Origin of the sequence: Arthrobacter woluwensis (assembly GCF_900105345.1) — a bacterium.
GTDB classification, from domain to species: Bacteria; Actinomycetota; Actinomycetes; order Actinomycetales; family Micrococcaceae; genus Arthrobacter_E; species Arthrobacter_E woluwensis.
The window spans coordinates 1,790,029-1,816,197 of record NZ_FNSN01000003.1 but is presented as its reverse complement, the minus strand read 5'-3'; the positions used below and the strand labels follow the sequence as shown (position 1 = coordinate 1,816,197).

At 68.2% G+C, this 26,169-nt stretch carries 22 protein-coding genes and 1 tRNA gene; 12 read left to right on the top strand and 11 right to left on the bottom strand.

Annotated elements, in window-relative coordinates; genetic code table 11:
* Positions 1–126: 126 nt before the first annotated feature.
* The 3 genes from BLV63_RS08945 to BLV63_RS08935 form a co-directional block, all read right to left on the bottom strand.
* Positions 127–1,017, bottom strand: coding sequence for an Fpg/Nei family DNA glycosylase (locus BLV63_RS08945; RefSeq protein WP_066210537.1), 891 nt, complete (start codon positions 1,015–1,017; stop codon positions 127–129).
* Complete coding sequence (locus BLV63_RS08940; RefSeq protein ID WP_066210539.1) at positions 1,017–1,511, bottom strand: ribose-5-phosphate isomerase; 495 nt, start codon at positions 1,509–1,511, stop codon at positions 1,017–1,019. The genes BLV63_RS08945 and BLV63_RS08940 overlap by 1 nt, the downstream gene beginning before the upstream one ends.
* A gap of 63 nt (positions 1,512–1,574) precedes the next feature.
* A complete protein-coding gene (locus BLV63_RS08935; protein ID WP_066210541.1) occupies positions 1,575–2,585 on the bottom strand; it encodes a hypothetical protein in 1,011 nt (336 codons plus the stop codon).
* Positions 2,586–2,715: 130 nt separating this feature from the next.
* Between BLV63_RS08935 and pepN the strand changes: the two genes are divergently transcribed.
* Both pepN and BLV63_RS08925 read left to right on the top strand, forming a co-directional pair.
* On the top strand, positions 2,716–5,268 hold the full coding sequence (gene pepN / locus BLV63_RS08930) for an aminopeptidase N (RefSeq protein WP_066210542.1): 2,553 nt from the start codon (positions 2,716–2,718) through the stop codon (positions 5,266–5,268).
* A 168-nt stretch (positions 5,269–5,436) separates the two neighbouring features.
* Positions 5,437–5,907 (top strand): OsmC family protein, encoded by a 471-nt coding sequence (locus tag BLV63_RS08925; RefSeq protein ID WP_066210544.1) that lies wholly within the window; start codon positions 5,437–5,439, stop codon positions 5,905–5,907.
* Between the two features lie 59 nt (positions 5,908–5,966).
* Here BLV63_RS08925 and BLV63_RS08920 read toward each other — a convergent pair whose 3' ends face one another.
* Positions 5,967–6,950, bottom strand: a complete 984-nt coding sequence (locus BLV63_RS08920; RefSeq protein WP_066210546.1) for an NAD-dependent epimerase/dehydratase family protein — start codon at positions 6,948–6,950, stop codon at positions 5,967–5,969.
* Between the two features lie 128 nt (positions 6,951–7,078).
* Between BLV63_RS08920 and BLV63_RS08915 the strand changes: the two genes are divergently transcribed.
* Positions 7,079–7,678 carry a mechanosensitive ion channel family protein gene (locus BLV63_RS08915; protein WP_066211865.1) on the top strand — a complete coding sequence of 200 codons (600 nt, stop codon included), beginning with the start codon at positions 7,079–7,081 and terminating at the stop codon, positions 7,676–7,678.
* A gap of 4 nt (positions 7,679–7,682) precedes the next feature.
* Positions 7,683–8,120, top strand: coding sequence for a globin (locus BLV63_RS08910; protein WP_066210547.1), 438 nt, complete (start codon positions 7,683–7,685; stop codon positions 8,118–8,120).
* A gap of 129 nt (positions 8,121–8,249) precedes the next feature.
* On the opposite strand, the gene BLV63_RS08905 is transcribed toward BLV63_RS08910, so the two are convergent.
* The 3 genes from BLV63_RS08905 to BLV63_RS08895 form a co-directional block, all read right to left on the bottom strand.
* Positions 8,250–11,171, bottom strand: a complete 2,922-nt coding sequence (locus tag BLV63_RS08905; protein WP_254780531.1) for a S8 family peptidase — start codon at positions 11,169–11,171, stop codon at positions 8,250–8,252.
* A gap of 367 nt (positions 11,172–11,538) precedes the next feature.
* Entirely contained in the window at positions 11,539–12,249 is a 711-nt protein-coding gene (locus BLV63_RS08900; protein WP_066210550.1) for a DUF8185 domain-containing protein, read from the bottom strand.
* A 104-nt stretch (positions 12,250–12,353) separates the two neighbouring features.
* On the bottom strand, positions 12,354–12,836 hold the full coding sequence (locus BLV63_RS08895) for an acyl-CoA thioesterase (protein WP_066210553.1): 483 nt from the start codon (positions 12,834–12,836) through the stop codon (positions 12,354–12,356).
* Between the two features lie 145 nt (positions 12,837–12,981).
* Here BLV63_RS08895 and BLV63_RS08890 point away from each other — a divergent pair, with 145 nt between their 5' ends.
* Positions 12,982–13,908: an acyl-CoA thioesterase gene (locus tag BLV63_RS08890; protein ID WP_082723980.1), complete on the top strand. Its 927-nt coding sequence runs from the start codon at positions 12,982–12,984 to the stop codon at positions 13,906–13,908.
* A gap of 161 nt (positions 13,909–14,069) precedes the next feature.
* Here the strand turns inward: BLV63_RS08890 and ettA are convergent, their stop codons facing one another.
* From ettA to BLV63_RS08875, 3 genes are all read right to left on the bottom strand, one after another.
* Complete coding sequence (gene ettA, locus BLV63_RS08885) at positions 14,070–15,752, bottom strand: energy-dependent translational throttle protein EttA (RefSeq protein WP_066210554.1); 1,683 nt, start codon at positions 15,750–15,752, stop codon at positions 14,070–14,072.
* Positions 15,753–15,878: 126 nt separating this feature from the next.
* A complete protein-coding gene (locus tag BLV63_RS18115; RefSeq protein ID WP_066210556.1) occupies positions 15,879–16,421 on the bottom strand; it encodes a DUF6993 domain-containing protein in 543 nt (180 codons plus the stop codon).
* Positions 16,422–16,502: 81 nt separating this feature from the next.
* The gene (locus BLV63_RS08875) at positions 16,503–17,093 is read right to left on the bottom strand and encodes a single-stranded DNA-binding protein (protein WP_066210558.1); all 591 of its coding nucleotides are present in this window, start codon (positions 17,091–17,093) and stop codon (positions 16,503–16,505) included.
* A 152-nt stretch (positions 17,094–17,245) separates the two neighbouring features.
* Here BLV63_RS08875 and BLV63_RS08870 point away from each other — a divergent pair.
* From BLV63_RS08870 to BLV63_RS08850, 5 genes are all read left to right on the top strand, one after another.
* Positions 17,246–17,318, top strand: a tRNA-Arg gene (locus BLV63_RS08870).
* 183 nt (positions 17,319–17,501) lie between these two features.
* A complete protein-coding gene (locus BLV63_RS08865) occupies positions 17,502–17,762 on the top strand; it encodes a hypothetical protein (protein ID WP_066210560.1) in 261 nt (86 codons plus the stop codon).
* A 67-nt stretch (positions 17,763–17,829) separates the two neighbouring features.
* On the top strand, positions 17,830–19,650 hold the full coding sequence (gene glmS, locus BLV63_RS08860; RefSeq protein WP_066210562.1) for a glutamine--fructose-6-phosphate transaminase (isomerizing): 1,821 nt from the start codon (positions 17,830–17,832) through the stop codon (positions 19,648–19,650).
* Between the two features lie 57 nt (positions 19,651–19,707).
* Positions 19,708–20,460, top strand: a complete 753-nt coding sequence (locus BLV63_RS08855) for a YoaK family protein (protein WP_082723981.1) — start codon at positions 19,708–19,710, stop codon at positions 20,458–20,460.
* A gap of 61 nt (positions 20,461–20,521) precedes the next feature.
* A complete protein-coding gene (locus BLV63_RS08850) occupies positions 20,522–21,754 on the top strand; it encodes an MFS transporter (RefSeq protein WP_254780529.1) in 1,233 nt (410 codons plus the stop codon).
* Positions 21,755–21,771: 17 nt separating this feature from the next.
* Here BLV63_RS08850 and mptB read toward each other — a convergent pair whose 3' ends face one another.
* On the bottom strand, positions 21,772–23,280 hold the full coding sequence (gene mptB, locus BLV63_RS08845) for a polyprenol phosphomannose-dependent alpha 1,6 mannosyltransferase MptB (RefSeq protein WP_066210564.1): 1,509 nt from the start codon (positions 23,278–23,280) through the stop codon (positions 21,772–21,774).
* Positions 23,281–23,578: 298 nt separating this feature from the next.
* Here mptB and BLV63_RS08840 point away from each other — a divergent pair, with 298 nt between their 5' ends.
* Complete coding sequence (locus tag BLV63_RS08840; protein ID WP_373277817.1) at positions 23,579–24,856, top strand: glycosyltransferase 87 family protein; 1,278 nt, start codon at positions 23,579–23,581, stop codon at positions 24,854–24,856.
* A gap of 9 nt (positions 24,857–24,865) precedes the next feature.
* Positions 24,866–26,149, top strand: a complete 1,284-nt coding sequence (locus BLV63_RS08835) for a glycosyltransferase 87 family protein (RefSeq protein ID WP_066210565.1) — start codon at positions 24,866–24,868, stop codon at positions 26,147–26,149.
* The last annotated feature ends 20 nt before the right edge of the window (positions 26,150–26,169 follow it).

Sequence of the window (26,169 nt, the reverse complement as noted above, 5' to 3'; positions counted from 1 at the left end):
ACCGGGGCATTTTTAATGCCCGGATGGTCGGCTTATGTGCTGGTCTCCCCGCTGTGTGCTCAGTTGTTGCGGGTGTAGCGGCTGAACACCCGCAACAACTGAGCACACAACGATGGAGCCGGCGATTCAGTGCTGGCAGCCCGGGCACCAGTACAGTTTGCGCCCGGCCAGTTCGCGGAGAGCGATGGCCGTGCCGCAGCGCGGGCACGGACTGCCCTGGTGCTGGTAGACGGAGAACGCCTCATGCTCCTCGGGCAGTGAACCCGACCAGGTGCCCGGCTCCGTCGTGATGATCCGGCCGTCCCGCACACCGTCGGCCAGGAGGCGCTCCGCATCGGCCCAGAGCCCGGCGGCCTCGTCGGCACTGAGGGACGTGCCGGGGCGCGCCGGATCGATCCCGGCGCGGAACAGCAGCTCGGCGCGATAGATGTTGCCGATGCCGGCCACCACGCCCTGGTCCATCAGGAGCTGTCCCACCGACGTGCGACGGGACCTCAGGCGGCGGGCGAACTCCTCGCCGTCGCGCTCATGGCCGGGAAGTCCGCGGTGCAGCGGGTCCGGGCCGAGCTTGGCACGCGCGGCCGCAACGTCCGGGCCGGTGGCGGCGTCGCAGCGGCTCGCGCCCCGCAGGTCCGCCCAGCCGTGCTCGCTCACGAGGCGGACGCGGACGGCGCCGACGGGCGCCGGAGGGCCGGTGTAGACGTCCTCGCCACTATCGGCGACTTCGCGTTCACCGATCCGTCGCGGGGCGCCGATGCTCGAAGCGCCCGTGAAGGTCTCGTCGCCGCCGAACTCCCAAGCGCCATACAGGCCGAGGTGCACGTGCAGCCAGAGGTCTCCCTCGAAGCCGAGGAACAGCTGCTTCCCATGTGCCTCGGAGGACAGCAGGCGACGCCCGTCAAGCAGGGCAGCGCCCGCGGCGAACCGCCCCTGAGGGCTGCTCACCGCGAGGCGCTGACCGGCGAAGACGTCGTGGAACTGGATGGCCAGTCGCCTGACCGAATGCCCTTCAGGCACTAGGCCAGGACCTCGCCCGTCTCTTCATAGTGGGCGATCTTGCCGATGCGGCGGACGTGGCGCTCGTCGTTGCTGAACGGCTCGGTGAGGAAGGCGTCGATCAGCGCGGCGGCCTCTTCGACACTGTGCTGGCGGCCGCCGACGGCGACCACATTGGCGTCGTTGTGCTCACGGGCCAGACGGGCCGTGGAGTCGTTCCAGGCGAGCGCCGCACGGACGCCCTTCACCTTGTTCGCGGCGATCTGCTCGCCGTTGCCGGAGCCGCCCAGGACGATGCCGAGAGCGTGGACACCCGCGGCCTGGTCGGCGACGACGGCCTGCGCCGCGTTGATGCAGAAGCCCGGGTAGTCATCGAGCGCGTCATACTCGGTGGGGCCGTGGTCGATGACCTCGTAACCCTGCTCGGTCAGGTGCTTCACCAGGTAGGCGCTCAGCTCCATTCCGGCGTGGTCGGTGGCGATGTGGACGCGGGGCTTGACGGCAGTGTCGGTCACGTGGGTCTCCGGGGAATTCTGAGGAGGGATCGGTCCTCTCCACCCTACCGTCCCGCGCGCACGTTACGCGGGCCGGGCGAGGCTGCGCAGCGCGGCTGCGAGCCGCTCCGCCGTCTCCTGATCCGGGGCGGAGAACGTCACCGCCGGATGGCCGCTGCCCGTCGCCGGCAGCACGACGACGGCGGGCCCGCTCGCCACGAGGAAGCTGCGGCCGCGCTCCCCCGTCCTCGGCCCCCAGCCGCCGTAGTCGGCGGCAGTCGCCTCGAGTGCCTCGGCGCCTCGGATGTCCCCCGCGGAGATCCGGCACACGGGCAGGAACCCACCCAGACGCAGCGAGAGCCCGTCCCGGCTCAGGCGGATCCGCAGGATGAGGAGTGCCGCGGCGGCCACGGCCAGCACCAGGAGCACCAGGGCAAGCCACGGATTCACGATGCTCACGAGGGCCGCGGGGAAGACGCCGAGGAGGCCGGTCATGACGAGCACCGAGGTGCGGGGACGGGCCCAGACCGCCGCGTCCACGGCGGCCAGTTCCGGATGCTCCAGCGCCTGCAGCTCCCGCTGCAAGGCACGGTCGTCGCGGGGGTCCCATTGGGCGAGCGGGGTGTACACGTAATGGACCAGCAGACCGAGACCGAGGGCGCCGCCGGTGCCCAGCAGGAGGACCAGGTTGTCCACATGGGAGTTCCGGGCGTCCGCGACGTCGAACTGGCCGGCGAGTCCGGCTGCGGCCACCGTGCAGAGGAACAGGCTCAGGGTGATGCCGGCGGAGAGCATGATCCGCCGCATCAGCACGGGGAGGTTCGTCAGGCCGGAGGCCACGAGGAACGGCAATGTGGGGACGATGATCAGGAGGACCGCCATCGTCAGGTAGCCGGCGAGGTCCGTGAACGCCACGCCGCCCTGACTCTCCCAGCGGAACGCCACGGGCGTGGGCAGGCGGCGCGCGACCGCCTGCACGGCCAGCCAGAACGCGCCGGCCAGGACCACCGGGAAGCCGACCGCGAAGCGCAGGGTCCGCCAGTCGACCACCCCGTCACGCCGACGTCGTGTTTCGTCTCCTTCAGCACCGCGCATGTTCTTCACGCTACCCTCTGGCGGAGAGGAGCGGTCAGCGGGCATAGTTGTGAAACACTAGCTTCAAAGTGGCGCCAAAGGTGGCGCTCCTCACCATCAGCCCCAGGGAAAGGCGCAGAACTTGCCAGGAATGAATCTCACCCGAGCGGAAGCCGAGGAGCGCTCAGCGCTCCTTTCTGTTGACTCCTACACGGTGGACCTGGACCTCACCAGGGGCGATCGGGTCTTCGGCAGCACCACCACGGTGCGCTTCACGGCCAAGGACGGCGCCTCCACCTTCATCGACGCGGTGACCGACTCGGTCTCCCAGGTGATCCTCAACGGCGCGGATCTCGATCCTGCCCAGGTCTCCGACGGCGTGCGGATCCAGCTCGACGGCCTGGCCGCCGAGAACGTCCTCACCGTGGTCGCCGAGAACCCTTACATGAACACCGGCGAGGGTCTGCACCGCTTCGTGGATCCCGTCGACGGCGAGGTGTACCTCTACACGCAGTTCGAGGTTCCGGATTCGCGCCGCATGTTCGCCGTCTTCGAGCAGCCTGACCTCAAGGCGACCTTCACGTTCAACGTGACGGCTCCCGCCCACTGGGACCTGGTCTCGAACTCCCCCACCCCGGTCCCCGTGCCACAGCCCGCAGGCGAGGACGGTGGCGCCCGCTCGCTGTGGAGCTTCACCCCCACACCGCGGCTCTCCTCCTACGTCACCGCCCTGATCGCCGGCCCGTACCAGTCGGTGCGCAGCGAACTTGTCAACTCCGAGGGCCGGACCATCCCGCTCGGCGTCTTCGCCCGCAAGTCCCTCATGCAGTACCTCGACGCGGACAACATCTTCGAGCTGACCCGCCAGGGCTTCGAGTTCTTCGAACAGCAGTTCGGCATCCCGTACCCGTTCGAGAAGTACGACCAGCTCTTCGTCCCCGAGTTCAACGCGGGCGCCATGGAGAACGCCGGAGCCGTGACCATCCTGGAGGGCTACGTCTTCCGCGGACAGGTCCCCCAGGCCCAGGTGGAGCGCCGCGCGATCACCGTGCTGCACGAACTCGCCCACATGTGGTTCGGTGACCTGGTCACCATGCGCTGGTGGAACGACCTCTGGCTCAACGAGTCCTTCGCCGAGTACATGTCCCACCTGGCGGCCGTGGAGAACACCGCCTTCACCAACGCCTGGACCACGTTCGCCTCGGTGGAGAAGTCCTGGGCCTACCGCCAGGATCAGTTGCCCAGCACGCACCCGATCTTCGCCGCGATCAACGACCTCGCGGACGTCGAGGTCAACTTCGACGGCATCACCTACGCCAAGGGCGCCTCGGTGCTCCGTCAGCTCGTGGCCTGGGTGGGCCAGGAGGAGTTCATGGCGGGCGTGCGCGCCTACTTCGCCAAGCACGCCTGGAAGAACACGGTCCTGAACGACCTGCTGGTCGAGCTGGAAGCCGCCAGCGGGCGCGATCTGGGCGACTGGGGCAAGCTCTGGCTGGAGACCGCCGGCGTGAACACCATCAAGCCCGAGCTGGAGCTCGACGCGGCCGGCGTCATCACGTCCTTCACGCTGGTGCAGACCGCGCCCGAGGATCACCCGACCCTCCGTCCGCACCGCCTGGCCATCGGCCTGTACTCGCTGGACGCCGAAGGCCGGCTGGTGCGCACGCGCCGTCTGGAACTGGACGTCGACGGCGAGCGCACCGAGGTCCCGGAGCTGGTGGGCACGCCGCACGACGGACTCATCCTGATCAACGACGACGACCTCGCGTACACCAAGGTCCGGCTCGACCCGGCGTCCTGGAGCTATGCGCAGGAACACCTCTCCGCGTTCGCCGAGTCCCTCCCCCGCACCCTCGTGTGGGCCTCCGCCTGGGACGCCGCCCGGGACGCCGAGGTGCCGGCCCGTCAGTACCTGCAGCTGCTCCTGAACAACATCGGAGCCGAGACGGACTCGTCCGTGGTGCTGATCCAGCTGCGCCAGCTGGCCACCACGCTGAACTTCTACGTGGCCCCGGAGCACCGCGAGCAGGCCATCATCGAGGCGGCGGACGCCCTCCTGGAGCTCGCCGAGAACGCGGCGCCGGGCAGCGACAGCCAGCTCCAGTTCATCAAGGCCTTCGCGCTGCACGCCCGCAGCCAGGCTCAGCTGGACTGCGTGGCCGAGATCCTCGACGGCACCCGGGAGATCCCCGGCCTCGCCGTGGAGCAGGATCTCCGCTGGGAGCTGCTGACCTCGCTCGTGGTCGGCGGACGCGCCGCGCAGGCCGAGATCGACGCCGAGCTGGAGCGCGACAACACCGCGAACGGCCAGAACTCCGCGGCGCTGGCCAAGGCCGCCATCGCCACTCCCGAGGCCAAGGCCGCGGCGTGGCAGGAGATCGTAGTGGACGGCAAGCTGTCCAACGCGATCCAGGGTTCCGCGGTGTCGGGCTTCACCCGCGTGCATGACGCGGCTCTCCTGGCTCCGTACGCGGAGAAGTTCTTCGAGGCCGTCCCCGGGATCGTGAAGAGCCGCACGCTGGCCCTCGCGCAGCAGATCCTCGTCGGCCTGTACCCGTCCTACCAGACGACCCAGCAGACGGTGGACCGCACCAACGCGTTCCTGGAGACCCTCGATGAGGACAGCGCCGCGCTGCGACGCACTCTTCTGGAGAACCGGGACGCCGTGGAGCGCGCACTCCGGGCACAGGCCGCGGACGTCTGATCCCGGCGGTGACCTGAGCGGCGGAGCCGCCACAGCAGCCCCGACGACGGCGGGTGGGCCACTCACGCGAGTGGGCCGCCCGCCGTCGTCGTCCCCGCCGTCCTCATCCGGACAGTCCGAACGGCCTGGGCAAGCACGGCTCGCCCAGCGCGGCATTAGGCTGAGCACATGGCCATCGACCTGCATCATTACGACGTGACCGTGGACTGGACCGGGAACCTCGGGACGGGCACGAGTTCCTACCGTGCCTACTCGCGGGATCACACCGTCCAGCTGCCCGGGCTGCCGCCGCTGCCCGGCTCGGCGGACCCGACCTTCCACGGCGACGCCGAGCGGTACAACCCCGAGCAGCTCCTGCTCACCGCACTGGCGCAGTGCCACATGCTGTCGTACCTCCACGTGGCGGTCCAGCATGGCGTGACCGTCACGGCGTACCGCGATCACGCCACGGGGACGATGCGGCTGAACCGCGACGGCAGCGGCCAGTTCGAGGAGGTCACCCTGCACCCCGAGGTCACGGTGGCGGATCCCGCGCACCGCGAGCTCGCCGACGAACTGCACCGCGAGGCCAACCGCCTGTGCTTCATCGCGAACAGCGTGAACTTCCCGGTGCATCACGAACCGAGTGCCCAGGCCTGACGGCCCGCCTGCTCATCCCCTCCCTGGCGGGACGCACACCCGGTAAAGACCGGCCGCGTCTACCGCAGCAGTCCCAGCAGCTCAGCCTCCCGGGCCCCGCTGAGCCCTGCCTTCCGCTCCCGGTCGAGACCCTGCCGCCGCTCCCACTCGAGGGTGTCGGCCCAGGTCTCTTCGAGCGGACGCTGCCGCAGACCGGAGGCGACGGCTCCCGAGGCGGTGCGCGTCATGAACCCCTCGTAGCCGGCGGGAAGCCAGACGGGCAACGACCCGGGACCGGCCCACGGAGCGACTCCCTGCTCATCCAGCCAGGCGTCCTCGGCGACGGCCGGTTCACCGTCGAACCCTGAGACACGGAGCCACTCGGCGACCTCGTCCACCCAGGGCCGGGACGCGCCGACCGCATTGAACGTGCCCGCCAGTCGCCGTTCTGCGGCGGTCAGCAGGAAGGCGGCGTAATCCCGGACGTCCAGGTACTGCACGTTTGAGCGCTCTCCTCGGGGCAGCAGCACGCGGCCTCCCCGGGACAAGCGCGCGGGCCAGTAGCCGAACCGATCGCTCGGGTCACCTGGGCCCACCAGGAGGCCGGGCCGGCTGATGTGGGCGCGCTCCGAGAGGGCGTCCAGGACCTCCAGCTCGCAGCGGACCTTCGCCGGACCGTACTCCTCCATGGAGGCCATCGGCGCGCCGGCCGGGAGCGGATCGAGCACGTCCGCCGTCTCGTCGGCCTCCGGCACGTCATGCGCGGCGTAGACGGAGCAGCTCGACACCAGGGTCCAGTGCGCCGCTCGGTCCGCCAGGGCTTCCAGCGCCCAAGCCGCATGGTGCGGCTGGCGTGTCACGTCCACGACGGCGTCGAAGTCCCCCGTGAGCCCGTCCAGGGCGGCGGCTCCCGCCTCCCGGTCGGCCCGGTGCCAGTGGGCGCCGTCCGGGGCCGCTCCGCTCTCCCCTCGGGCGACGAGGTGGACCTCGTGGCCCGCGGCGACGGCCTGGCGGGCCTGTTCGGACGAGAGGAATGCGGTGCCACCGAGGATCGCTATGCGCATGCGTTCAGGCTACGGCGCTAGGGTGGTGAGGGCCATGGCTTCCGCCCACGGCAGAGATCGACACGTACGGCGAGGAAAGGACCCGAGTGGCATTCAAGACAGGCAGCAGTGAGCAGGCGGCGATCGTGATGACGGGAGCGTCCGTCGATTTTCTCGAAGTGGCGATCGTGATCGCGGTCGGAGTGCTGATCTGGGCGCTGGCGACCTTCTTGATCCGCAAGGTCACCAAGCGGATCGCCCAGGGCATCACGTTCCTGAAGAAGGAGCGCTTCCGCTGGGTGGCTCCGGCGCTGCAGGCCCTGGAGAGCCAGCGCCGCGAGCAGCGGGCCAAGACGATCGGCTCCCTGCTGACGAGTGTGACCACGGTGGTGATCTCCGTGATCGTCGTGTTCTACGTCCTCAAGGCGTTCGGCGTGGACATCGCGCCGCTCCTGGCGAGCGTCGGCGTGGTGGGCATCGCGATCGGCTTCGGCTCCCAGCAGCTCATCCGGGACTACCTCGCCGGCATCTTCATCAGCCTCGAGGACCAGTACGGCATCGGGGACCGGATCGTGACCAGTGAGGTCGAAGGCGTCGTGAAGGCCGTAGGACTGCGGATCACCAAGGTCGAGGGCGACGACGGCACCATCTGGTACCTGCGCAATGGTGAGATCATGAGGGTGGGGAACCGCTCGCAGGGCAACTACGTCCCCGCAGAGACCCCCTCCGGCACGGAAGAAGGACAGTAAGCGCATGGTCAACCCCGAGGAGCGTCCACAGCTCATGCGCAACGACCCGTTCTCGCAGCCCACCTACACGGACAGCTTCTACGAGCTGATCGGCGGTCACGAGACGTTCGTGAAGCTGGTCGACGTGTTCTACGAGGGCGTGGCCCAGGACGAGCTGCTCCGGCCGATGTACCCCGAGGAGGACCTCGGCCCCGCGAAGCACCGGCTCACGATGTTCTTCGAGCAGTACTGGGGCGGGCCGAACACCTACAGCCAGGAGCGCGGTCACCCCCGCCTGCGGATGCGGCACTTCCCCTTCACCGTGACGGCGGAGGCCCGTGACCGCTGGCTCCTGCACATGCGCACGGCCGTGGACGCCCTCGAGCTGCCGCCCCTGCACGAGGCGACGCTCTGGGACTACATGGAACGCGCCGCCCACTCGCTGGTCAACACGCCGGGTTAGGCCGCAGAGTTCCAGGGCCGGGCCGCAGCATCGGATTCCGTACTTGCGGAACCCGTTTGGCCTCCTACCCTGCGCCGGGCCGGGAGGGTTGCCCTCACTACGGCACGGCGCAGGAAACGGAGGGTCACCTCATCCCTGCGCGGGGTCGGTAATCCTCAGATCGACCAGGGTGGGATGGCTGGAACCGTCGTAGGACACCCGGCCAAGATAGGAGCCCGGGGCCAGACCCGACCATTTCACGTCGAAGCTGGATTTCTGGCCCGTCCGTACCGCGAGCGGAGAAGGCTCGATGGTCGCCACATGCTCGTCAACGCCGAGCACCGTCGCTTCCAGCGAAGCCTTGGTCTTCGCTCCATCGGGGCTGGCGTACAGGTTCGTCATGACGGTGTACTCCCCCGGCGCGGGATCCGGCCAGACAATGCTCTCGCTGGCAGACGACGTCGACGCCACGCGCTCCTTTCCATCCGGGCCACGGACCGTCAGGTCGAAGTCCGCTGAACTACTGGAGGACACCACGGCGAACTTCGCGAGCGGAGCTCCCGGGGCTACGGTCACCGTCGTGACGGCATTGGAGGCGTCCTGTTGCTCGGCGACAGGGCCTGGCACCAACTCGACTGGTCTGGCGTCGGCCTTGGCGAGACCTTCCATCCTCGCCTTGACAGCTCCTGAAACTCCGCCGGTGAAGGGCACAGAGGCCCGTCCGTCGCCGTCGGCGCTACTGAAATTCAGCTCTGACGCCACCTGAAGGGACTCGGCGCGGACGGCGACCGGTGAGGTCACTTTGTGGCCCGCCCCTTCCCACACGATGTGGCCCATCGTGAACTTCCCCAGGTTTGTGCCCGTGCTCTCGAAGCGAACCTTGAAACTCTTCTTCTGCCCGGCAGCGTCGAAGTTCAGCACACTCGGAGAGATGGTCACCCTGATGCCGGGAACGTCTGCACGTGCCCGGAAGATGCCGGGTGTCAGCGCAGTCACCGTGCGGGTGACCTCCACGGAACCCGCGAACGAACCGACGGCAAACGATGGAACGTTCATGTCGCGCGCCGCGATGCTCTTCAAGCCCTCTATACCCAAGTTCAGGCCTTGCCCCTGCAGGTACCCCAAGTAGTCGTCCTGACCCGCGTCATAGACGAGACCCGGCGCCAGATAACCCGCAGGATTGACTTCGCCCGAACCAGTGGCGAACAAGTCGCCATTCCGGCTGCCATCGGCATTTCTGATGTCGGTGGCAGTAGTCATGAGAGCCGACTTGATCGTGGCAGGAGACCAGTCAGGGTGTTTCGACAGGGCCAGTGCTGCAAATCCGGCCACGTGCGGGGCTGCCATGGAAGTTCCCGACATCATGCCGAACTGGGCCCCACCTGAGGCGATGGGCGAGATCGCTGCCAGAACGTTCACTCCCGGGGCCGCGAGGTCGGGCTTAAGGAGGTCAGACCCTGCCGTCAGAAGAGGCCCGCGGGAGGAGAATCCCGCAATCTGTGGCTGCGGAGCTACTGGCAGTCCCGTGGTGTCGTGGTCGACCAGTCGAGCCTCGATTCCGGGATTCTTCTCGACCTTTTGTTTGAGCGCCAAACTATCGGGGATGTTGATGTGGACCGACGGAACCGCGTGCTGATCCGTATCCTCGGTACCCTCGCTGAGATTGACCAGGACCATTCCCGCGCCGCCAGCCCTTTTGACCTCGGCGCTCTTGACCACCCGGTCCACGTCGCCTCCCCGATCACACACCACGATCGTTCCCTTCACAACATCTGGGGCTAAGCTCCCAGGGGCACAATACGTCGCGTTTCCGGAACCCGAGGGGGCATCGGCCCCCAAGAGAATCTTGGTGTCTGGAACGCTATGCGCCATGATGCTGGCACCACGAAACTTCGTGCCGTCCGCAAACTCCACGGTGCCTTGCAGCTGTCCCGTGAACGTGCTGGCGGCCACGGTGGTCAGCCAGGGTGCGCCGTGAGCGATCGTCCCCGCTCCGGGGCCATTGTTGCTGCCAGCGGCCGAGACGAAGATCCCTGCTGAGACGGCCGATAGAAATGCCAGGGAGACAGGATCACTCGTGGTGTCAGTGAATCCACTGATCGAATAGTTGAGGACGTCCACCCCGTCGAGGATCGCCTGATCGATCGCGGCCACCGCGGAAGAGTAATAACACCCGCCGGTGTCCGGGTCGTCGTCCTGCCAACACGTCTTGTAAATCGCGAGTTTGGCTCCAGGCGCGACTCCACCGGTCACGCCCATGTCCCGACCGCCCAGAGTGGTTCGAACAGCGGCATTCCCCGCCGCCGTGCTAGCCGTGTGAGATCCGTGCCCGCCAACGTCAACAGGCGACAACAGCTCCTCAGGGGCACGGTGTTCCGGCGGCACATCGTTCAGGTATTCATCAGGAAAGTAACGGGCGGAAATCACCTTCGAGTTGCATTCGGTCCCGGCGAATCCTTGACCGGCTTGGCAGTCACCACTAAACGTTCCACCGTCCGACTTGAGCATCTGAATCTCACCCTCGTCGGTCCGATAGGGCTCACCCACTACCGGCGTCTTGCCGCCCAGGCTTTTGACTTCTTCGCCCCTGAAGAAGGGGTTCGACGGGGTGTACCCCGAATCGATGACGCCCACCACCACGCCCTTGCCTGCGGCGGCTGCGCCTTGGAACTGCTTCTGCCAGAGACCGTCCGGCCCGTCGACCTTCAAATAGTCCAGGGTCGAATAGGCAGGCGCGGCTTGCCCGTCGGCAGCAACGGACAGGACCTGGGGGTCTTTGGCGAGCCGACTCGCCTGTTCGACGCTCAAGTGCGCCGTAAAGGCATTGATAGCGGTGGAGAAGCTCTTCTTAATGGCGATACCCTCGCGGTGGGCCACCTGGTTCTGCGCCGACTGCAGATGATGTCGGTACCGCTGAACATCGGCGCTTCGGGCGTCCATTTTCTGCCCTTTGGCGGGACGGGTCGCAGGAAGTCCAGGCAATCCCCCGTCATAGCTCGCCGCCGGTTTCTCGGCGAGCACCACGATGTATCGCCCCTCCGTGAAGCCATTCTCGCCTTGGCTGGTGACCATTTGCTCAGGCTTCGTTCGAAGCGATGCCTCTGCTCCGGGTGCCAGCAAGATGCTGACGCCCAGCGCCGCCACTGTGCAGACGCCGATATGGCGCCAACGATCGTTCCTTGTCCTACTCATTGTTTGACGTACCTTTCGCCCAATAGCACCGGACCTCTTGCCCGGACGCGGCGCCCACCTCCACACGCTTGGCTGAGCGCGTGGAGCTGAGACCGGTAGTCAAGCTAGTGTGGGCGCCGTCACATCCACAGTCACAGCGGGGCTAGGCGTGAGGGACAAGTGCAGGTAGCCGCAAGGATCACCGCTGCGGCGCTCCCCTGCATTCGTAAGAGGCATCCGTGAACCGGGTGAACCCTGTCGGGAAGGATCAACCGAGCAGGCTGGCGGGGCGCCGCACCAGCACGTGGCCGGCGGGCGTGCTCAGCCGCCACCAGGTGCCGTGACGGAAGAGGGTGGCGTCGGCGTCGTCGGTCAGGAAACCGAGCGCATGCGCCGCGAAGGCCGCGCCACGCGGCAGTCCGGCGGCGGACTCCCCCGCCTCGCCCTGCTGCACGGTCCACGGCGCCGTGAACGGCTCACCCCAGACGCTCGCGCGGGCGTTGTTGACGATCAGCGCACCCGGACTGTCCGGCAGGATGCCCGCCACGCGGCGGATGCCTTCCTCTGCCACGTCCCTCAGGGCGGCGCCGGGCACCGTCGCCACCGGCTCCCACGGCCCCCGAGGCACCCCGACACCGGCCCACGACTCACGGACCGTGGTCGGCGGGATCTCCAGGTGGGACGCCTCCGGCTGCCGCGCGACCCGGTCGAGGATCGCCGCGAGCGGGACGGTGACATCGAGCTCCGCGGGAGCGGCCAGGGCGACCGTGCGGAGACCCAGGACGGTCGGCGTCGACTCGCCCAGCAGCGCGGGACGCAGCACGCAGACCGACGCCAGGAGGACCGGACCCGCGGCTTGCAGCCGGATCCCCGAATCCTGGATCGACTTGGCGCGCGTCACGAAGTTCTTCAGGTCGGCGAGGTCCCGGGCGTCGCTGAAATCGAGCTGTTCCGGACGGAAAAGGGTGGGTGCTTGCACCTCATCGACTTTACTCGCGCCCGCGCCGCCGAGGGGCGCGCTGTGTCATATGCCTCAATCGCCGGGTCCTGCCGTCACCGCTGCGAATCCCTCCGGACTGCCGGTCAGCGACGACGGCGGAACGGCACCGCCTCGCCTTTCCACTGTTCGAGCGCGTGCCGCTGAGCCGGGCTCAGCCGGACGGGCACGCCGCTGTCGCGGTTGACCAGGACCATGGACGACGCGGCGAGCGCGTACACGGCTGAGCCGTCCGGTTCCGCGACCTCGTACCCGAAGTCGAAACTGGACCCGCCGATACCCGTGACCCAGATGTTGACGTGCACCGGATCGGTGCGGAAGAGCAGCGGCTTGACGTATTCGATCTCATGCCGCGCCACCAGGGTGAAGTTCTCCACGCCCACCAGATCGTGGAACGAGTCCTCCTCCGCGGCGCCCGCCCCCGCATCCTCTCCCAGCGCCCGGTGGATCAGCTGGACACGGGCATCCTCGAGGTAGCTGAGGTAGATCACGTTGTTCACGTGGCCGTAGCTGTCGATGTCGCCGAAGCGGATCTGGACGGGGAAACTCAGGCCGGGACGTTCTGTCATGAGGGAGATTCTTCCAGATCGGCCGGCAGGTCAGGTCCTCGTGCGGCACCGGCGGCGACCGCGGACGAAGCCCGGGCGATGACCGCCCGAATGTCACCAGACTCTCGGTTGAGCCGGCTGGAAGACACTGAGTAAAGTCAGCTCCATGACTGCCGCGCATGATCGTCCGACCCCTGCCGTTCCGGACCCTCAGGAGACCGGCCGGAAGGCCACTCAGGAACTGCTGAAACTGCTGGAACTGGATGACTTCAACGGCATCAGGACGGACGAGGACATCTTCGTCGGGCCGGTGCACGAGCAGCCTCGCAGCCGCGTGTTCGGCGGGCAGGTCCTGGCGCAGTCCCTCATGGCCGCCGGCCGCACGGTCGATCCGGAACGAGCCGTCCACTCGATGCACGGGTACTTCCTCCGGGCCGGTGATTCGCAGGAGCCCATCACGTTCGGAGTTCAGCGCCTGCGGGACGGCCGCTCCTTCTCCGCGCGCCGCGTGCATGCTTACCAAGGCGGCGTGCCGATCCTGTCGATGATCGCGTCCTTCCAGACGGAGGACGAGGGCGTGGACCACTTCCAGCCGATGCCCGAGGGCATGCCGGACCCGGAGTCCCTCCCATCCACCGCCGAGCTGCTCGCCGGGATCGACCATCCGGTGGCCCGGTATTGGGCCTTCGAGCGGGCGTTCGACATCCGGCACATCGATGCTCCGCTCTACCTGAGCGCCGATCCGCAGGCCGGCGCTCGGAACGCCGTATGGATGAAGACCTTCGACACCCTGCCTGACGACCCCGCGCTGCACCGCGCCGCCCTCGCCTATGCGAGTGACTACACGCTGCTGGAGTCGATCCTGCGCAGGCATTCCCTGGCCTGGAGCAATCCCGGGATGAGCGTCGCCAGCCTGGACCACGCCATGTGGTGGCACCGACCGGTCCGCGCCGACGAATGGCTTCTCTACGTGCAGGACTCCCCCAGCGCACAAAACTCCCGCGGGCTCGCGCAGGGCCGGATCTACGACCGGAACGGTGTCCTCGTGGCCTCCGTCGCCCAGGAGGGCATGGTCCGCGTCCCCGAGCTGTAGGGCGCAGTACTCGTCCTCCCCGGTCTTGACCCGGAAACGGCGAGGGCCGACGACGGCGGTCTCCCGCGGTCGTCGGCCCTCGCCGTTGCGCTGTCTCTTGGTCAGCCGCGCTGTGCTCTGGTCAGGTCAACCGGCCAGCCGACCCGCCAGGTCTGTCCCGATCAGTCGCGGGTCAGGCGGCGGTGCGTCACGCGATGCGGACGCGCCGCTTCGGCGCCCAGACGGTCGACCTTGTTGGCCTCGTAGGACTCGAAGTTGCCTTCGAACCAGTACCAGTTGGCCGGGTCTTCCTCGGTGCCCTCGTAGGCCAGGATGTGCGTGGCCACTCGGTCCAGGAACCAGCGGTCGTGGCTGACGACGACGGCGCAGCCGGGGAACTCCAGCAGCGCGTTCTCGAGGCTGCTGAGGGTCTCGACATCGAGGTCGTTGGTGGGCTCATCGAGGAGCAGGACGTTGCCACCCTGCTTGAGGGTGAGCGCCAGGTTCAGGCGGTTGCGCTCACCGCCGGACAGCACGCCGGCCTTCTTCTGCTGGTCCGGGCCCTTGAAGCCGAAGGCAGCCACGTAGGCGCGGGACGGCATCTCGACCTGGCCTACCTGGATGAAGTCCAGACCGTCGGAGACGACCTCGAAGAGGGTCTTCTCCGGGTCGATGCCGCCACGGCTCTGGTCGACGTAGGAGATCTTGACCGTGTCACCGATCTTGAGCTCGCCGCCGTCCAGGGGCTCCAGGCCGACGATGGTCTTGAAGAGCGTGGACTTGCCGACACCGTTGGGGCCGATGACACCGACGATGCCGTTGCGGGGCAGGGAGAACGTCAGGCCGTCGATCAGGACGCGGTCGTCGAAGCCCTTGCGCAGGTTCTCGGCCTCGATGACCAGGTTGCCCAGGCGCGGTCCCGGCGGGATCTGGATCTCTTCGAAGTCGAGCTTGCGGGTGCGCTCGGCCTCGGCTGCCATCTCCTCGTAGCGGGCGAGACGGGCCTTGGACTTGGTCTGGCGGCCCTTGGCGTTGGAGCGGACCCAGTCCAGTTCCTCGGCCAGGCGCTTGGCCATCTTGGCGTCCTTCTTGCCCTGGACTTCCAGACGGGCGCGCTTCTTCTCCAGGTACGTGGAGTAGTTGCCCTCGTACGGGTAGAGACGTCCGCGGTCGACTTCACAGATCCACTGGGCGACGTGGTCCAGGAAGTAGCGATCGTGGGTGACCGCGAGGACGGCGCCTTCGTAGTTGCTGAGGTGCTGTTCCAGCCACAGCACGCTCTCGGCGTCCAGGTGGTTGGTGGGCTCATCGAGCAGGAGGAGGTCGGGCTTCTGCAGCAGGAGCTTGCAGAGCGCGACACGGCGGCGCTCACCACCGGAGAGGACGGTCACGTCGGCGTCACCCGGCGGGCAGCGCAGCGCGTCCATGGCCTGCTCCAGCTGGGAGTCCAGGTCCCAGGCGTTGGCGGCGTCGATGGCCTCCTGCAGCTTGCCCATCTCTTCGAGGAGGGCGTCGTAATCCGCATCGGGATTGGCCATCTCTTCGGAGATCTCGTTGAAGCGCTGGACCTTGGAGTAGATCTCAGCGGCACCTTCCTGGACGTTGCCCAGAACGGTCTTCTCCTCGTTCAGAGGAGGCTCCTGGAGAAGGATGCCCACGGTATAACCGGGGCTGAGCCGGGCCTCACCGTTGGAGGGGGTGTCCAGTCCGGCCATGATCTTGAGGATGGTCGACTTACCAGCACCGTTCGGGCCCACGACACCGATTTTGGCACCGGGGAAGAACGACATGCTGACGTCATCGAGAATGACCTTGTCACCAACGGCCTTGCGAGCCTTGGTCATCGTGTAAATGAATTCCGCCATGACCTTAAATCTAGTGCGTGGGCGCACCGAAGTCCTATTCGTTCTCCGGACCGCCCCGCACCGGCTCCGCGGTCCGGGCGGCTCTCACCCGGTGGACCACCGCGTCTGCCGCGTCGCCTGCGGTGCTCAGGACCCGGCCCGGGGAGCGCCCTGATCTCCGATGAAGCACTTGCCGTTGCTCAGCGTCGGCAGCGTTTTGCTGCTGACGGTCCCCTCACGGAGATAGACGAACACGCAGTTCTTGGGAACCACCACGGCAGCGGCGACCACGGCATCGGCCTCCAGCCCGGTCGGAGTGACCGAGTTGCTGACCTCCACCGTCACTCCCGGGCCCACCGCCGCCTGCATCGCCTTGCGGACCGCGTCCGTGGACGGCTTGGAGACCCCCTTGAGGCTCTTCTCCACCGAAGCCTCCACCTTCTGCCGCGCTTGTTCAGCAGGGTTCGGCGTGGCGCCGGAGCCCGCACCCGCCGTCGTCGCCGGGGACCCCGGCTCCACCGGCGCCGGGGCCGGGGAACTGCAGGCGCTCAGGAGGAGACCCAGGCTCACGGCTCCGGCCGCCAGGAGGCGGCGGGAATGACCGCCGCGCTGCACGTCGGACTCGGACCACGCACGGTGGAGTACGGGCTCGCGGAAGGAGGAATGCGGGGCGGCGGCGGAGGGCTTCATCAGGCGTTATTGTGCCATGCCACCCCGTCAAGATGCCGGGATCGCGCCTCCGCCGCCCCGGATACCTCATTGCCAGGGCGCTCAGGCCGCCTCGGGGTAGCGGTCGGTCTCCTCGACATCACGCACCACGCCGAGCTGACCTCCCGCCCGCCCCTCGTCGTCCCCGCCGCTTGGCGTGTCAGCCTGCCGGTCGTCGAGGAACTCGCCGGTTTCCGGGTCCACGCGCTGCCCTTCGACCAGGACCACCTCCTCACGTGCCGCCTGAGTCCCGGCCCCGGGAGTTCCGGCCTCGGGTTCACGGTTCGCAGGCTGCTGCGCGACGCTCCTCTGATAGTTCGCCGTCCCCCAACTGAGGTCGTGGCCGATGCTCTCCGCGTCGATCTGGGCGACGTTGTAGACCCTCCCATCCCGTTCCCACTGACGGAGCTTGAGGCGGCCCATGACCACCACGCGCTGGCCCTTCTTGACGCTGCCCGCGATGTTCCCCGCCAACTGGCGATAGGCCTGAACTGTGAACCAGTTGGTGTCCCCGTCCACCCACTGCTGCGTGGCCCTGTCGTAATGCCGGTCCGTGGAGCCCAGACGGAAGTTCGCCGTGTTGACGCCGCCGTTGGTGGTCCCGGGCCGGACGTCCCCGGCCACTAAGCCCCGCACCGTGATGATGTCTGCCATGGTCGTTCCTTTCTCGTGCTGAATCGATGACTCCAGCCTGGGCCAGTGCGGCCCGCTCCGGACCGGCGCTTCCCCGTATGTGGACACCTCACGCAACAGGCCCTCCACAACTTCGGGGTAGACTCGATGGGCCGCCGGGGTTACCCGGACCGGCCCCTGTAGCTCAGTGGATAGAGCAGCGGCCTTCTAATCCGACGGTCGGGGGTTCGACTCCCTCCAGGGGCACCCAGCCCGGATGCCCGGGCCTCCTTTCACCGGAGGCCCGGGCATCTCGCGTTCCGCACACTCCCGCCAGAACTTCTCGGCCCTGGCCCCTCACACGAGCGATTGGTGCCACCAATGGTCGTTTCCTGCCCGAATTCGGGCAGATTTTTGCCACTCGACCCCGAAGAGGGCAATACTCCCTGTATGCCTGACCACGACCTCATCCGCCGGATCGCCGGTTCCACGGGCCTGCCCGAATCCGTTGCGGCTCGGGTGATCGAGGACGTCCTCGCGGTGCACTCCGAGACCGTCGACAGTTACGTCCGCCGCCGTCACGCGGAACTGCAGGTCCACGGCACCCGCAACACCCAAGCGTTCGAACTCATCGCGGCCGAACTCAAGGACCGTCCCTTCGCGGCGCCCGACCTCTCGGTCCGGCAGCTGCGCCGCATGATCTACGGCTGAGCCGGCACCACCAGGCTCGCCACCCACCACCTCGACTACACCCCCTCGACCCCCAGGAGACTCCCCCATGTGCGGAATCGTCGGATACATCGGCCACCAGCCCGCCGCGCCCATCCTCATCGAAGGCCTGACCCGCCTCGAGTACCGCGGCTACGACTCGGCGGGCATCGCCGTCGTCGGCAGCAAGGGCACGACGACGGTCCGCCAGGTCGGCCGCGTGCGCCAGCTCGAGGCGGCGCTCCCCAAGCGGCTGGCCGGTAAGGCGGGCATTGGCCACACCCGCTGGGCCACCCACGGACCCGCCGTCGAAGAGAACGCGCACCCGCACCGGAGCCAGGACGGCCGGATCAGCGTGGTCCACAACGGCATCATCGACAATGCCGCGGGTCTGCGAGCGCAGCTCACGGACGCCGGCGTGACGTTCACGAGCGAGACCGACACGGAGGTGATCGCGCATCTGGTGGCCCGTTCCACCGCGGCGACCCTCGAAGAGGCGGTCCTCGAAGCCCTCGGCAAAATCACCGGCACCTACGCGCTGGCCGTGCTCGACGAACAGCACCCGGACCGCATCGTCCTGGCCCGGAGCGGCTCCCCGCTCATCATCGGGATCGGGGACAAGGAGATGCTCGTGGCCAGCGACGTGGCCGCTCTCGTCCGCCACACCAACCAGGTGGTGCACCTGGAGGACGGCGAGCTCGCCACCGTCACGGCCACCGGCTTCAGGACCTTCGACCGTGGCAACAGCCCCACGAGCAGGGAGCCCGTGGAGATCAGCGTCGCCGCCGAGGACCTGGAACTGAGCGGTTACCAGCACTACATGCTCAAGGAGATCCACGAGCAGCCCGACGCGGCGGCCATGGTCCTGCGCGGACGTCTGGATGAGCGCTTCGCGACCGCCCGCCTGGACGGACTCGGCCTGGATCCTCGGGAACTGCGGGGTTTCCGCCGGGTGAAGATCCTGGGCTGCGGCTCCGCCTACTACGTCGGCCAGCTGGGCGCCCAGCTGATCGAGGATCTGGCCCGCATCCCCGCGGACGCCGAGGCGGCGTCGGAGTTCCGTTACCGTCAGCCGATCATCGAACCGGACACGCTGTACGTTGTCGTGAGCCAGAGCGGCGAGACGGCGGACACCGCGTTCGCCGTCGAGGAGATCAAGCGCAAGGGCGGGCGCGTGATCGGCGTCGTCAACGTGGTCGGCTCGACGATCGCCCGGACCGTGCACGGCGGCATCTATCTGCACGCCGGTCCGGAGATCTCGGTGGCGTCCACCAAGGCGCTCACCAACATGGCCCTCGCGTTCGCCCTCCTCGCCCTGCACCTGGGCCGCCTCCACGACCTCTCGCATGCCGAGGGCGAGCGCATCCTGCGCGGCCTGCAGCGCATTCCGGAGCAGGTGAAGGCGATCCTCGACGACGCCGGCCAGGTGACCGCGCTCGCCGAGGAGATCGCGAAGGCGCGCAGTGTGTTCTACATCGGCCGGGTGCGCGGCTTCCCGGTCGCGCGGGAGGGCGCACAGAAGCTCAAGGAGATCAGCTACATCCACGCGGAGGCGTACCAGACGAGCGAGCTCAAGCACGGCCCGCTGGCCCTGATCGACGAGCAGGTGCCCACCATCGCGGTGGTCCCGGATGACATGCTGACCGACCGCAACGTCGCCGCGGCCGAGCAGGTGCTCGCCCGCAAGGGACCGCTCGTGGCCATCACCCACGACTCCGTCGAGCTCGGGCACCTGAAGGCGCAGACGATCGTGGTCCCGAAGAACGAGCCGGAGCTGGACCCGATCCTCCTCACCATCCCGACGCAGCTGCTCGCTTACCAGGTGGCGGTCCTTCTGGGTCATGATGTGGACAAGCCGAGGAACCTCGCGAAGTCCGTCACCGTCGAGTGAGTCGAGTGACCCGGACCGGCCGAGCCGAAGGAACGAGCTGAAGGAACAGGAGCCCTCATGAGCACTCTCTGGCGCGACGCGTGGCACACGGTCCGGCCCCGGCCGGACGACCCCCACGGCCCGCTCGCCCCGATGCTGGTGCTCCTGACGATCGTCACGGGCCTGGTCGACGCGTTCAGCTACCTCGAACTGGGCCGGGTCTTCGTGGCGAACATGACCGGCAACGTCGTGTTCCTGTCGTTCGCCCTGGGCGGCGCTCCGGGCTTCCTCTGGTGGGCATCGCTCCTCGCGGTGGTCACCTTCCTGCTCGGAGCACTGCTCGGAGGGAGGATCGGTGCGGCGTCCGGCGGACATCGCGGCCGCCATCTGTTCGCGGGGGCCGCCACCCAGACCGCGCTGCTCGCCGTCGCCGTGATCCTGACCTGGGTGGCGCCGGTGGCGTCCCCTCGGGATTCCTATGACGGTGCGCTCCTGGCGGTGCTGATCATCATCCTCGGGGTCGCCATGGGCCTCCAGAACGCGACGGCGCGCGGTCTCGGCGTCCCGGACCTCACCACGACGGTGCTGACCATGACGCTCACCGGCATGGGTGCGGACAGCAGGATCGCGGGCGGCAGGGACAGCCGGATCGGCAGGAGGCTCCTCTCGGTGCTCGCGATGTTCGCAGGCGGCCTGGCCGGTGTGCTGCTCATCGAATCCGGGCAGGGCCGCTGGGTCCTGGTCTTCGCCACGCTCCTGCTGGGAGGGATCACGCTGTGGGTTGCCCGCTCCCGCCGCGCAACCACCGGCTGGGTGCAGAAGCCGGCCTGAACGCCCTCGGGCAGGGCCGCGCTGAACTCCTCGTGACGGACTGCCCGGCTAAGATCGACTGGTGCTGAACACCCCCGAACCGCGGAAGACCCGGCTGCCCTTCGAAGTCTGGGCCCTCGTGGCCGGCGGATTCACGGTGGCCCTCGGCTACGGGGTGGTGGCGCCGGTCATCCCCCAGTTCGCGCTGGAGTTCGGGGTCTCGAATTTCGCAGCGTCCGCCATCGTCAGCGCCTTCGCTCTCATGCGGGTGGTCTCCGCCCCCGTGGCCGGCCGGGTGATCGACCGCTTCGGCGAACGCCGCACCTACATCACGGGCATCCTGATCGTCGCACTGTCCACGGGTGCTTCGGCCCTCGCCGTGGACTACGCCCAGTTCCTCGTGCTCCGCGGGGCGGGCGGCATCGGCTCGGCCCTGTTCACGATCGCCGCGACCGCCCTGCTCATCAAGGTGAGCCCGCCCGACGCGCGGGCCCGGGTCGCGAGCCTGAACGCCGCCGGATTCCTGCTGGGCGGCCTGCTGGGGCCCGTGTTCGGCGGCATCGTCACGGCCTTCGGGCTGCGCGCGCCGTTCGTGTTCTACTTCTTCACCCTGCTGGCGGCGGCCACGGTGGTGGCGATCGCCCTCCGCGGTTCGAGCCACGCGGCACGGAACGTGCCCCGGCCCGGGACCGAGGCGCCGGTGGCGTTCCGCACCGCGCTGGTCATCCCCCAGTACCGCGCCCTGCTCCTCTCCGTGTTCGCCTTCGGCTGGACGTCCTTCGGGGTGCGCGTGTCCGTGATCCCGATCTTCGTCGTCGTCGGTCTGCACGGCGACCCGGCGACGGCGGCCTGGGTCCTGGCCGCTTATGCGGCAGGCAATGCGGCGCTCATCTTCCCGGCCGGGCGCTGGGGCGACACCATGGGCCGCAAGCCGTTGCTCGTCTCCGGGCTCCTGCTCATGACCGCGGTCTATCTGCTGGTGCCGGCGGCGCCGATCCTCTGGGCCACCCTGGCCCTCATGGTGATCGCGGGGATGGGGTCCGCCCTGGTCAATCCGGCGCAGCAGGCCGTGCTCGCGGATGTCCTGGCGCAGCGCCGCGGCGGCAACGTGGTGGCGGCCTATTCGATGGCGAGTGACCTGGGCGGTGTGCTCGGTCCGCTCATCGCGGGAGCGCTGCTCGACGCCGCGGGCTTCGGCTGGGCGTTCTCCGTCACCGCCGCGCTACTCGCCGCGGCCACGCTCACCTGGGCACTCGTCCCGGACTCACGCAAGCTCCAGTCCACGGATCCCGTGGACACCGCGCCCGGTCGCTGAATCCGGTCGCCAGTAGGTCAGCTTGCTTTGCGCTTCCGCAGACGCGGGGCGTTGAACAGGTGATGGGTCTTCCGGTCGGCGTAGATCAAGTGCAGCACCAGCGCCACGCCGACCACGATCGCGACCCCCCGGGCCACCGGCATGCCGAACGGGATCCAGCCGAACACGCTCAGCTGGTCGGTCAGGGCGATCAGCACGAAGAACACCGTCAGGTAGTAGACCAGGCGCAGCTGCCAGCCCTCCGCGATCCCGGTCATGCCGAAGAAGACCAGCAGCCACACCATGTACCAGGGCTGGATCACCGGGGCGAGGACCACCACCGCGGCGAAGGCCCAGGCGTTGTTCCGCAGGATCTCCCGGGTGAAGTCCTGGTCCTTCCGGGGCCAGCGGAACACGAGCCAGAGGACCACCAGGACGGACAGCACCTTGCCGATGGTGAGGATGACGTCGGTGACGGGGTCGCCCGATCCCCCGAGCAGCTGCACCGCGAAGCCGACGGCGTGGCCGACCAGTCCCACCGGCGCGAACCAGATCCAGACCGCGCCCGGCGTCTGGAGGGCGCCCAGCCAGCCGAAGCCCAGCCCGTTCAGATACCCGACCACCGCCAGCAGGCCCAGGGAGATGCCCGCCGTCGCGGCCCAACAGAGCAGGCGGCGCGGCCAGCGCGCATCACGCCCGGCCCACAGGAGACCCGCGAAGGGCAGGGCCAGGATGGTGATGGGTTTGATGGCGATCGACGCGGTGATCAGGATGACTCCGCGCACGGCCCGCCGGGTCGCGGCGTAGTAGAGACCGGCCACGACCAGCCCCATCATGAGGGAGTCGTTGTGACCGCTCGCGACGAAGTTGATCAGGAGCACCGGGTTCAGCACCACGAGCCAGAGCGTGCGCTCCGGGTTGAGACCGACCAGCGAGGCGATGCGTGGCAGGTAGATGTACAGCAGGACCACGCCGAGCACCCCGGCGAGCCGGAAGAGGAACAGCGCCGGTTCGGGGATCCCGCCGGACACGAGCACGGTGCCGAATTCGATCCACAGCCACAACGGACCGTACGGCGTCGGCGCTTCGGTCCAGAGCGTGTCGGGGCCCAGGCTGAAGTAGTTGCTCAGCGAGGAGATCCCGTTGGTGTACGGATCGAGGCCCTCCAGCATGAGGCGGCCCTGCCCGATGTACGCGTACATGTCCCGGCTGAACAGCGGCACCGCGAAGACCATCGGGGTCACCCAGTACCAGAGCGCTTTCTTCAGCAGCGGCCGCGTCTCGGGCGTCCACTCCCCGACCTTCTGGCCGAGCCGCAGCCAGGCGCGCAGGAGCAGAACGGCGCCGGCACAGAGCAGGATCGTGCACACGACGACGGCGGGCAGCGTGGTGCGCGCGACGATGAACGGCCAGGTGCGGATCAGGACGCTGCTGGTGCCGGCCAGCCATCCGACGCCCACGGAACCCAGGGTCATCAGGACCGAACCCAGCAGTCCCTGGCGCAACGCCACCTCGACCCCACCCCCAGCGGGCTTCGGCGCACTCATCTGCAGTCCTGGTTCCTTCCGACACTCTGAATCTGTGGCACGTGATGGAAGGCACGTGCCCGGCCCGGCGACCGCGTGGCACCCGGGCGGAAGCGGGACCCTGAGGCCACCGCACCCCCACCGAGGCTATCCGAGTGTTCTCAGGATCGGCTGGGAAGAGGGTACTGGGATAAAATGTACCGTCTGGGCCTCTGTCTCCGTACCACCACGCCCAGGCCGAGGCCGCGCGTGTTGGCCGTGGACCCATTCGCTGGCAGACAAGGACAAGCCCATTTTCTCCGACGCCTTCTTCTCGAAACTGACGGATCTCAGGACAAGGCTCATCCCCCGCCGAGCCCAGGACTGGCTGACGACCCCTCGCGGTCTCTGGACCGGTTTCGGAGTGCTCCACGCGGTCTTCCTGATCTTCGCCCTGGTGCTCGCCACGCGCAATGAGGCCTTCAGCGACACCTTCATCTACCGCGACTGGGTGGCTGCCGGGTTCAACGACCAGCTCATCTCCGGCCCGAGCCCCTGGGTGTACCCGATCCTGGCCCTGCCGCCGATGGCGATCGCCTACGCGTTCGGACCCGCGCTCTTCTTCTTCCTCTGGGTGCTCATGATCACGGTGCTCAACGGCGTCGCGCTGGGGATGCTCACCGACTGGGGCCGGAACCCGAAGACCATGACGGCCGCCTGGTGGTGGCTCAGCTTCGTGTTCCTCATGGGCTGGCTCGGCTTCGCCCGGGTGGACGGCTTCACCGCTCCGATCGTCCTGATCGCCCTCATCCACGGCGTCCGCCGGCCGTTCGTCGCCTCGGTGATCCTCGCCGTCGGCACCTGGATGAAGGTGTGGCCGGCCGCGGTCATGCTGGCCCTGTTCGCCGTGGTCAAGAACCGCGTCCGCGTCATCCTCGGCGGCGTGGTGGTCACCGCGGGTGTCGCCGGCGCCGCCGCCGCACTCGGTGTGCTCCCCCGCCTCCTCAACTTCCTGACCCAGCAGGGTGACCGCGGCATGCAGCTCGAAGCCACGTTCACCACGCCGTGGCTGTGGCTCTCCGTGCTCGGAGTCGGGGATTCCCACATGTACATGAACACGGACATCAACTCGATGCAGGTGGACGGCCCCGGCACCACCGTGATGTCGGCCCTCATGCAGCCGCTCCTGGTCCTCGCCGCCCTCGTGGTGACCGGCCTGGTGTTCTGGGCCTTGCATCAGGGCAAGCAGCGCGGCGGCATCGACCGCACGGAGCTGCTGCTCGCGGGTGCGCTGGCCCTGACCACCGCGTTCATCGTGTTCAACAAAGTGGGTTCCCCGCAGTTCATGGTGTGGCTCGCTCCGGCCGTCGCGCTCGGTCTGATCCACGACTTCAAGGCCTGGCGCACGCCGGCCGTCATGCTGATCCTGATCGCGATCACCACCTTCCTGATCTACCCGCTCTTCTACGACGCGCTGAGCCACAACAATCCGCTCATGGCGCTGGTCCTCACGGTCCGGAACCTCCTGCTCGTCGGCCTCCTGGTCATCTCCGTCCATCGCCTGTACGTACTGGGCCGCGACGCCAAGACCGCCGCTCCGGCCGTCGCCACGGCCTAGGAGCTGACCATGCTGGAACGACTGACCTCCCTGCGGGACCGCGTCCTGCCCGCCTCCGTCGTGGCGTGGTTCGGCACCCGTGCCAGCGTCTGGTGGGGCTTCGCCGTGGTGCACGGCTACTTCCTGGCGTGGATGGCGTCCTTCTTCCTCCGAGGGGACACCTTCAGCGACACCGAGCAGTACCGCCAATGGGCCACCGGCGTGGTCCCGGACCGCCCCGGCATGGCGCCCATCACCCCGTGGGTGTACCCGGCGCTGGCGCAGATCCCGATCCACCTGGCGAACGTCTTCGGCCCCTCGCTCTACCTGCTCGGCTGGTTCCTCCTCATCACGGCCCTGAACGCCTGGGCGCTCGTGGTCCTGCTGTCCGGTCCGCGCCGGACGACGGGTGTCGCACCGGCCTGGTGGTGGATGTTCTTCCTGGTGTTCATGGGCTACCTGAGTTTTGCCCGCGTGGAGGGGGTCGTGGCGCCGATCGTGCTGGTGGGCCTGCTCGCCGCGGTGCGCCGCCCCGTGCTCGCGGCCGCCCTGCTGAGCGTGGCCACGTGGATCAAGGTCTGGCCGGCCGCGGTGATCGCACCGATCATCATCGCCAGCCGGGACCGGCTCAAGGTCCTGGCCACGGGCGTGGCGGTCACGGCTCTGGTCGCCGTGGGTCTGTGGAGCACGGGGAATCTCTCCCACATCGCCGACTTCATGCTGCAGCAGGGTGAACGTGGCATGCAGCTGGAAGCGACGTTCTCCACCCCCTGGGTGTGGCTGAGCGTCTTCGGGATCGCCGGCTCCCACATCGCCGACAACGTCGCGATCAACTCCTCCGAGGTCTACGGGCCGGGCGCTTCCGTGGCCGCCTGGCTCATGCAGCCCCTGTTCCTGCTGGTGATCGTCGGCGGTGCTGCGATCCTGATCTGGGCCCTCCGCCGGGGCGCCGAGCGGGAGGAGCTGTTCCTCGAGGGCGCGCTGCTCATGACCGCCGCGTTCATCGTGTTCAACAAGGTGGGCTCGCCCCAGTTCATGATCTGGCTCGCGCCCGTGGTCATCGCCGGCCTGACGCACGACTGGGACCGCTGGAAGGTCCCCGGAGCACTGCTCATGGTGATCGCCATGACCACGTTCGTCATCTATCCGCTGTTCTACACGCCGCTGATCCACGCGCACCCGGTGATGGCCGCCGTGCTGACGCTGCGCAACGTGTTGCTGGTGGTCCTGCTGGTGTGGTCGATCCGGAGGACGCTGGACCTCGGGCGCAGCGCCACCCGCCGCGTGGAGGACGCACCGGCCCCGGTGGTCTGAACCAGGGCTTCGGGCACCAC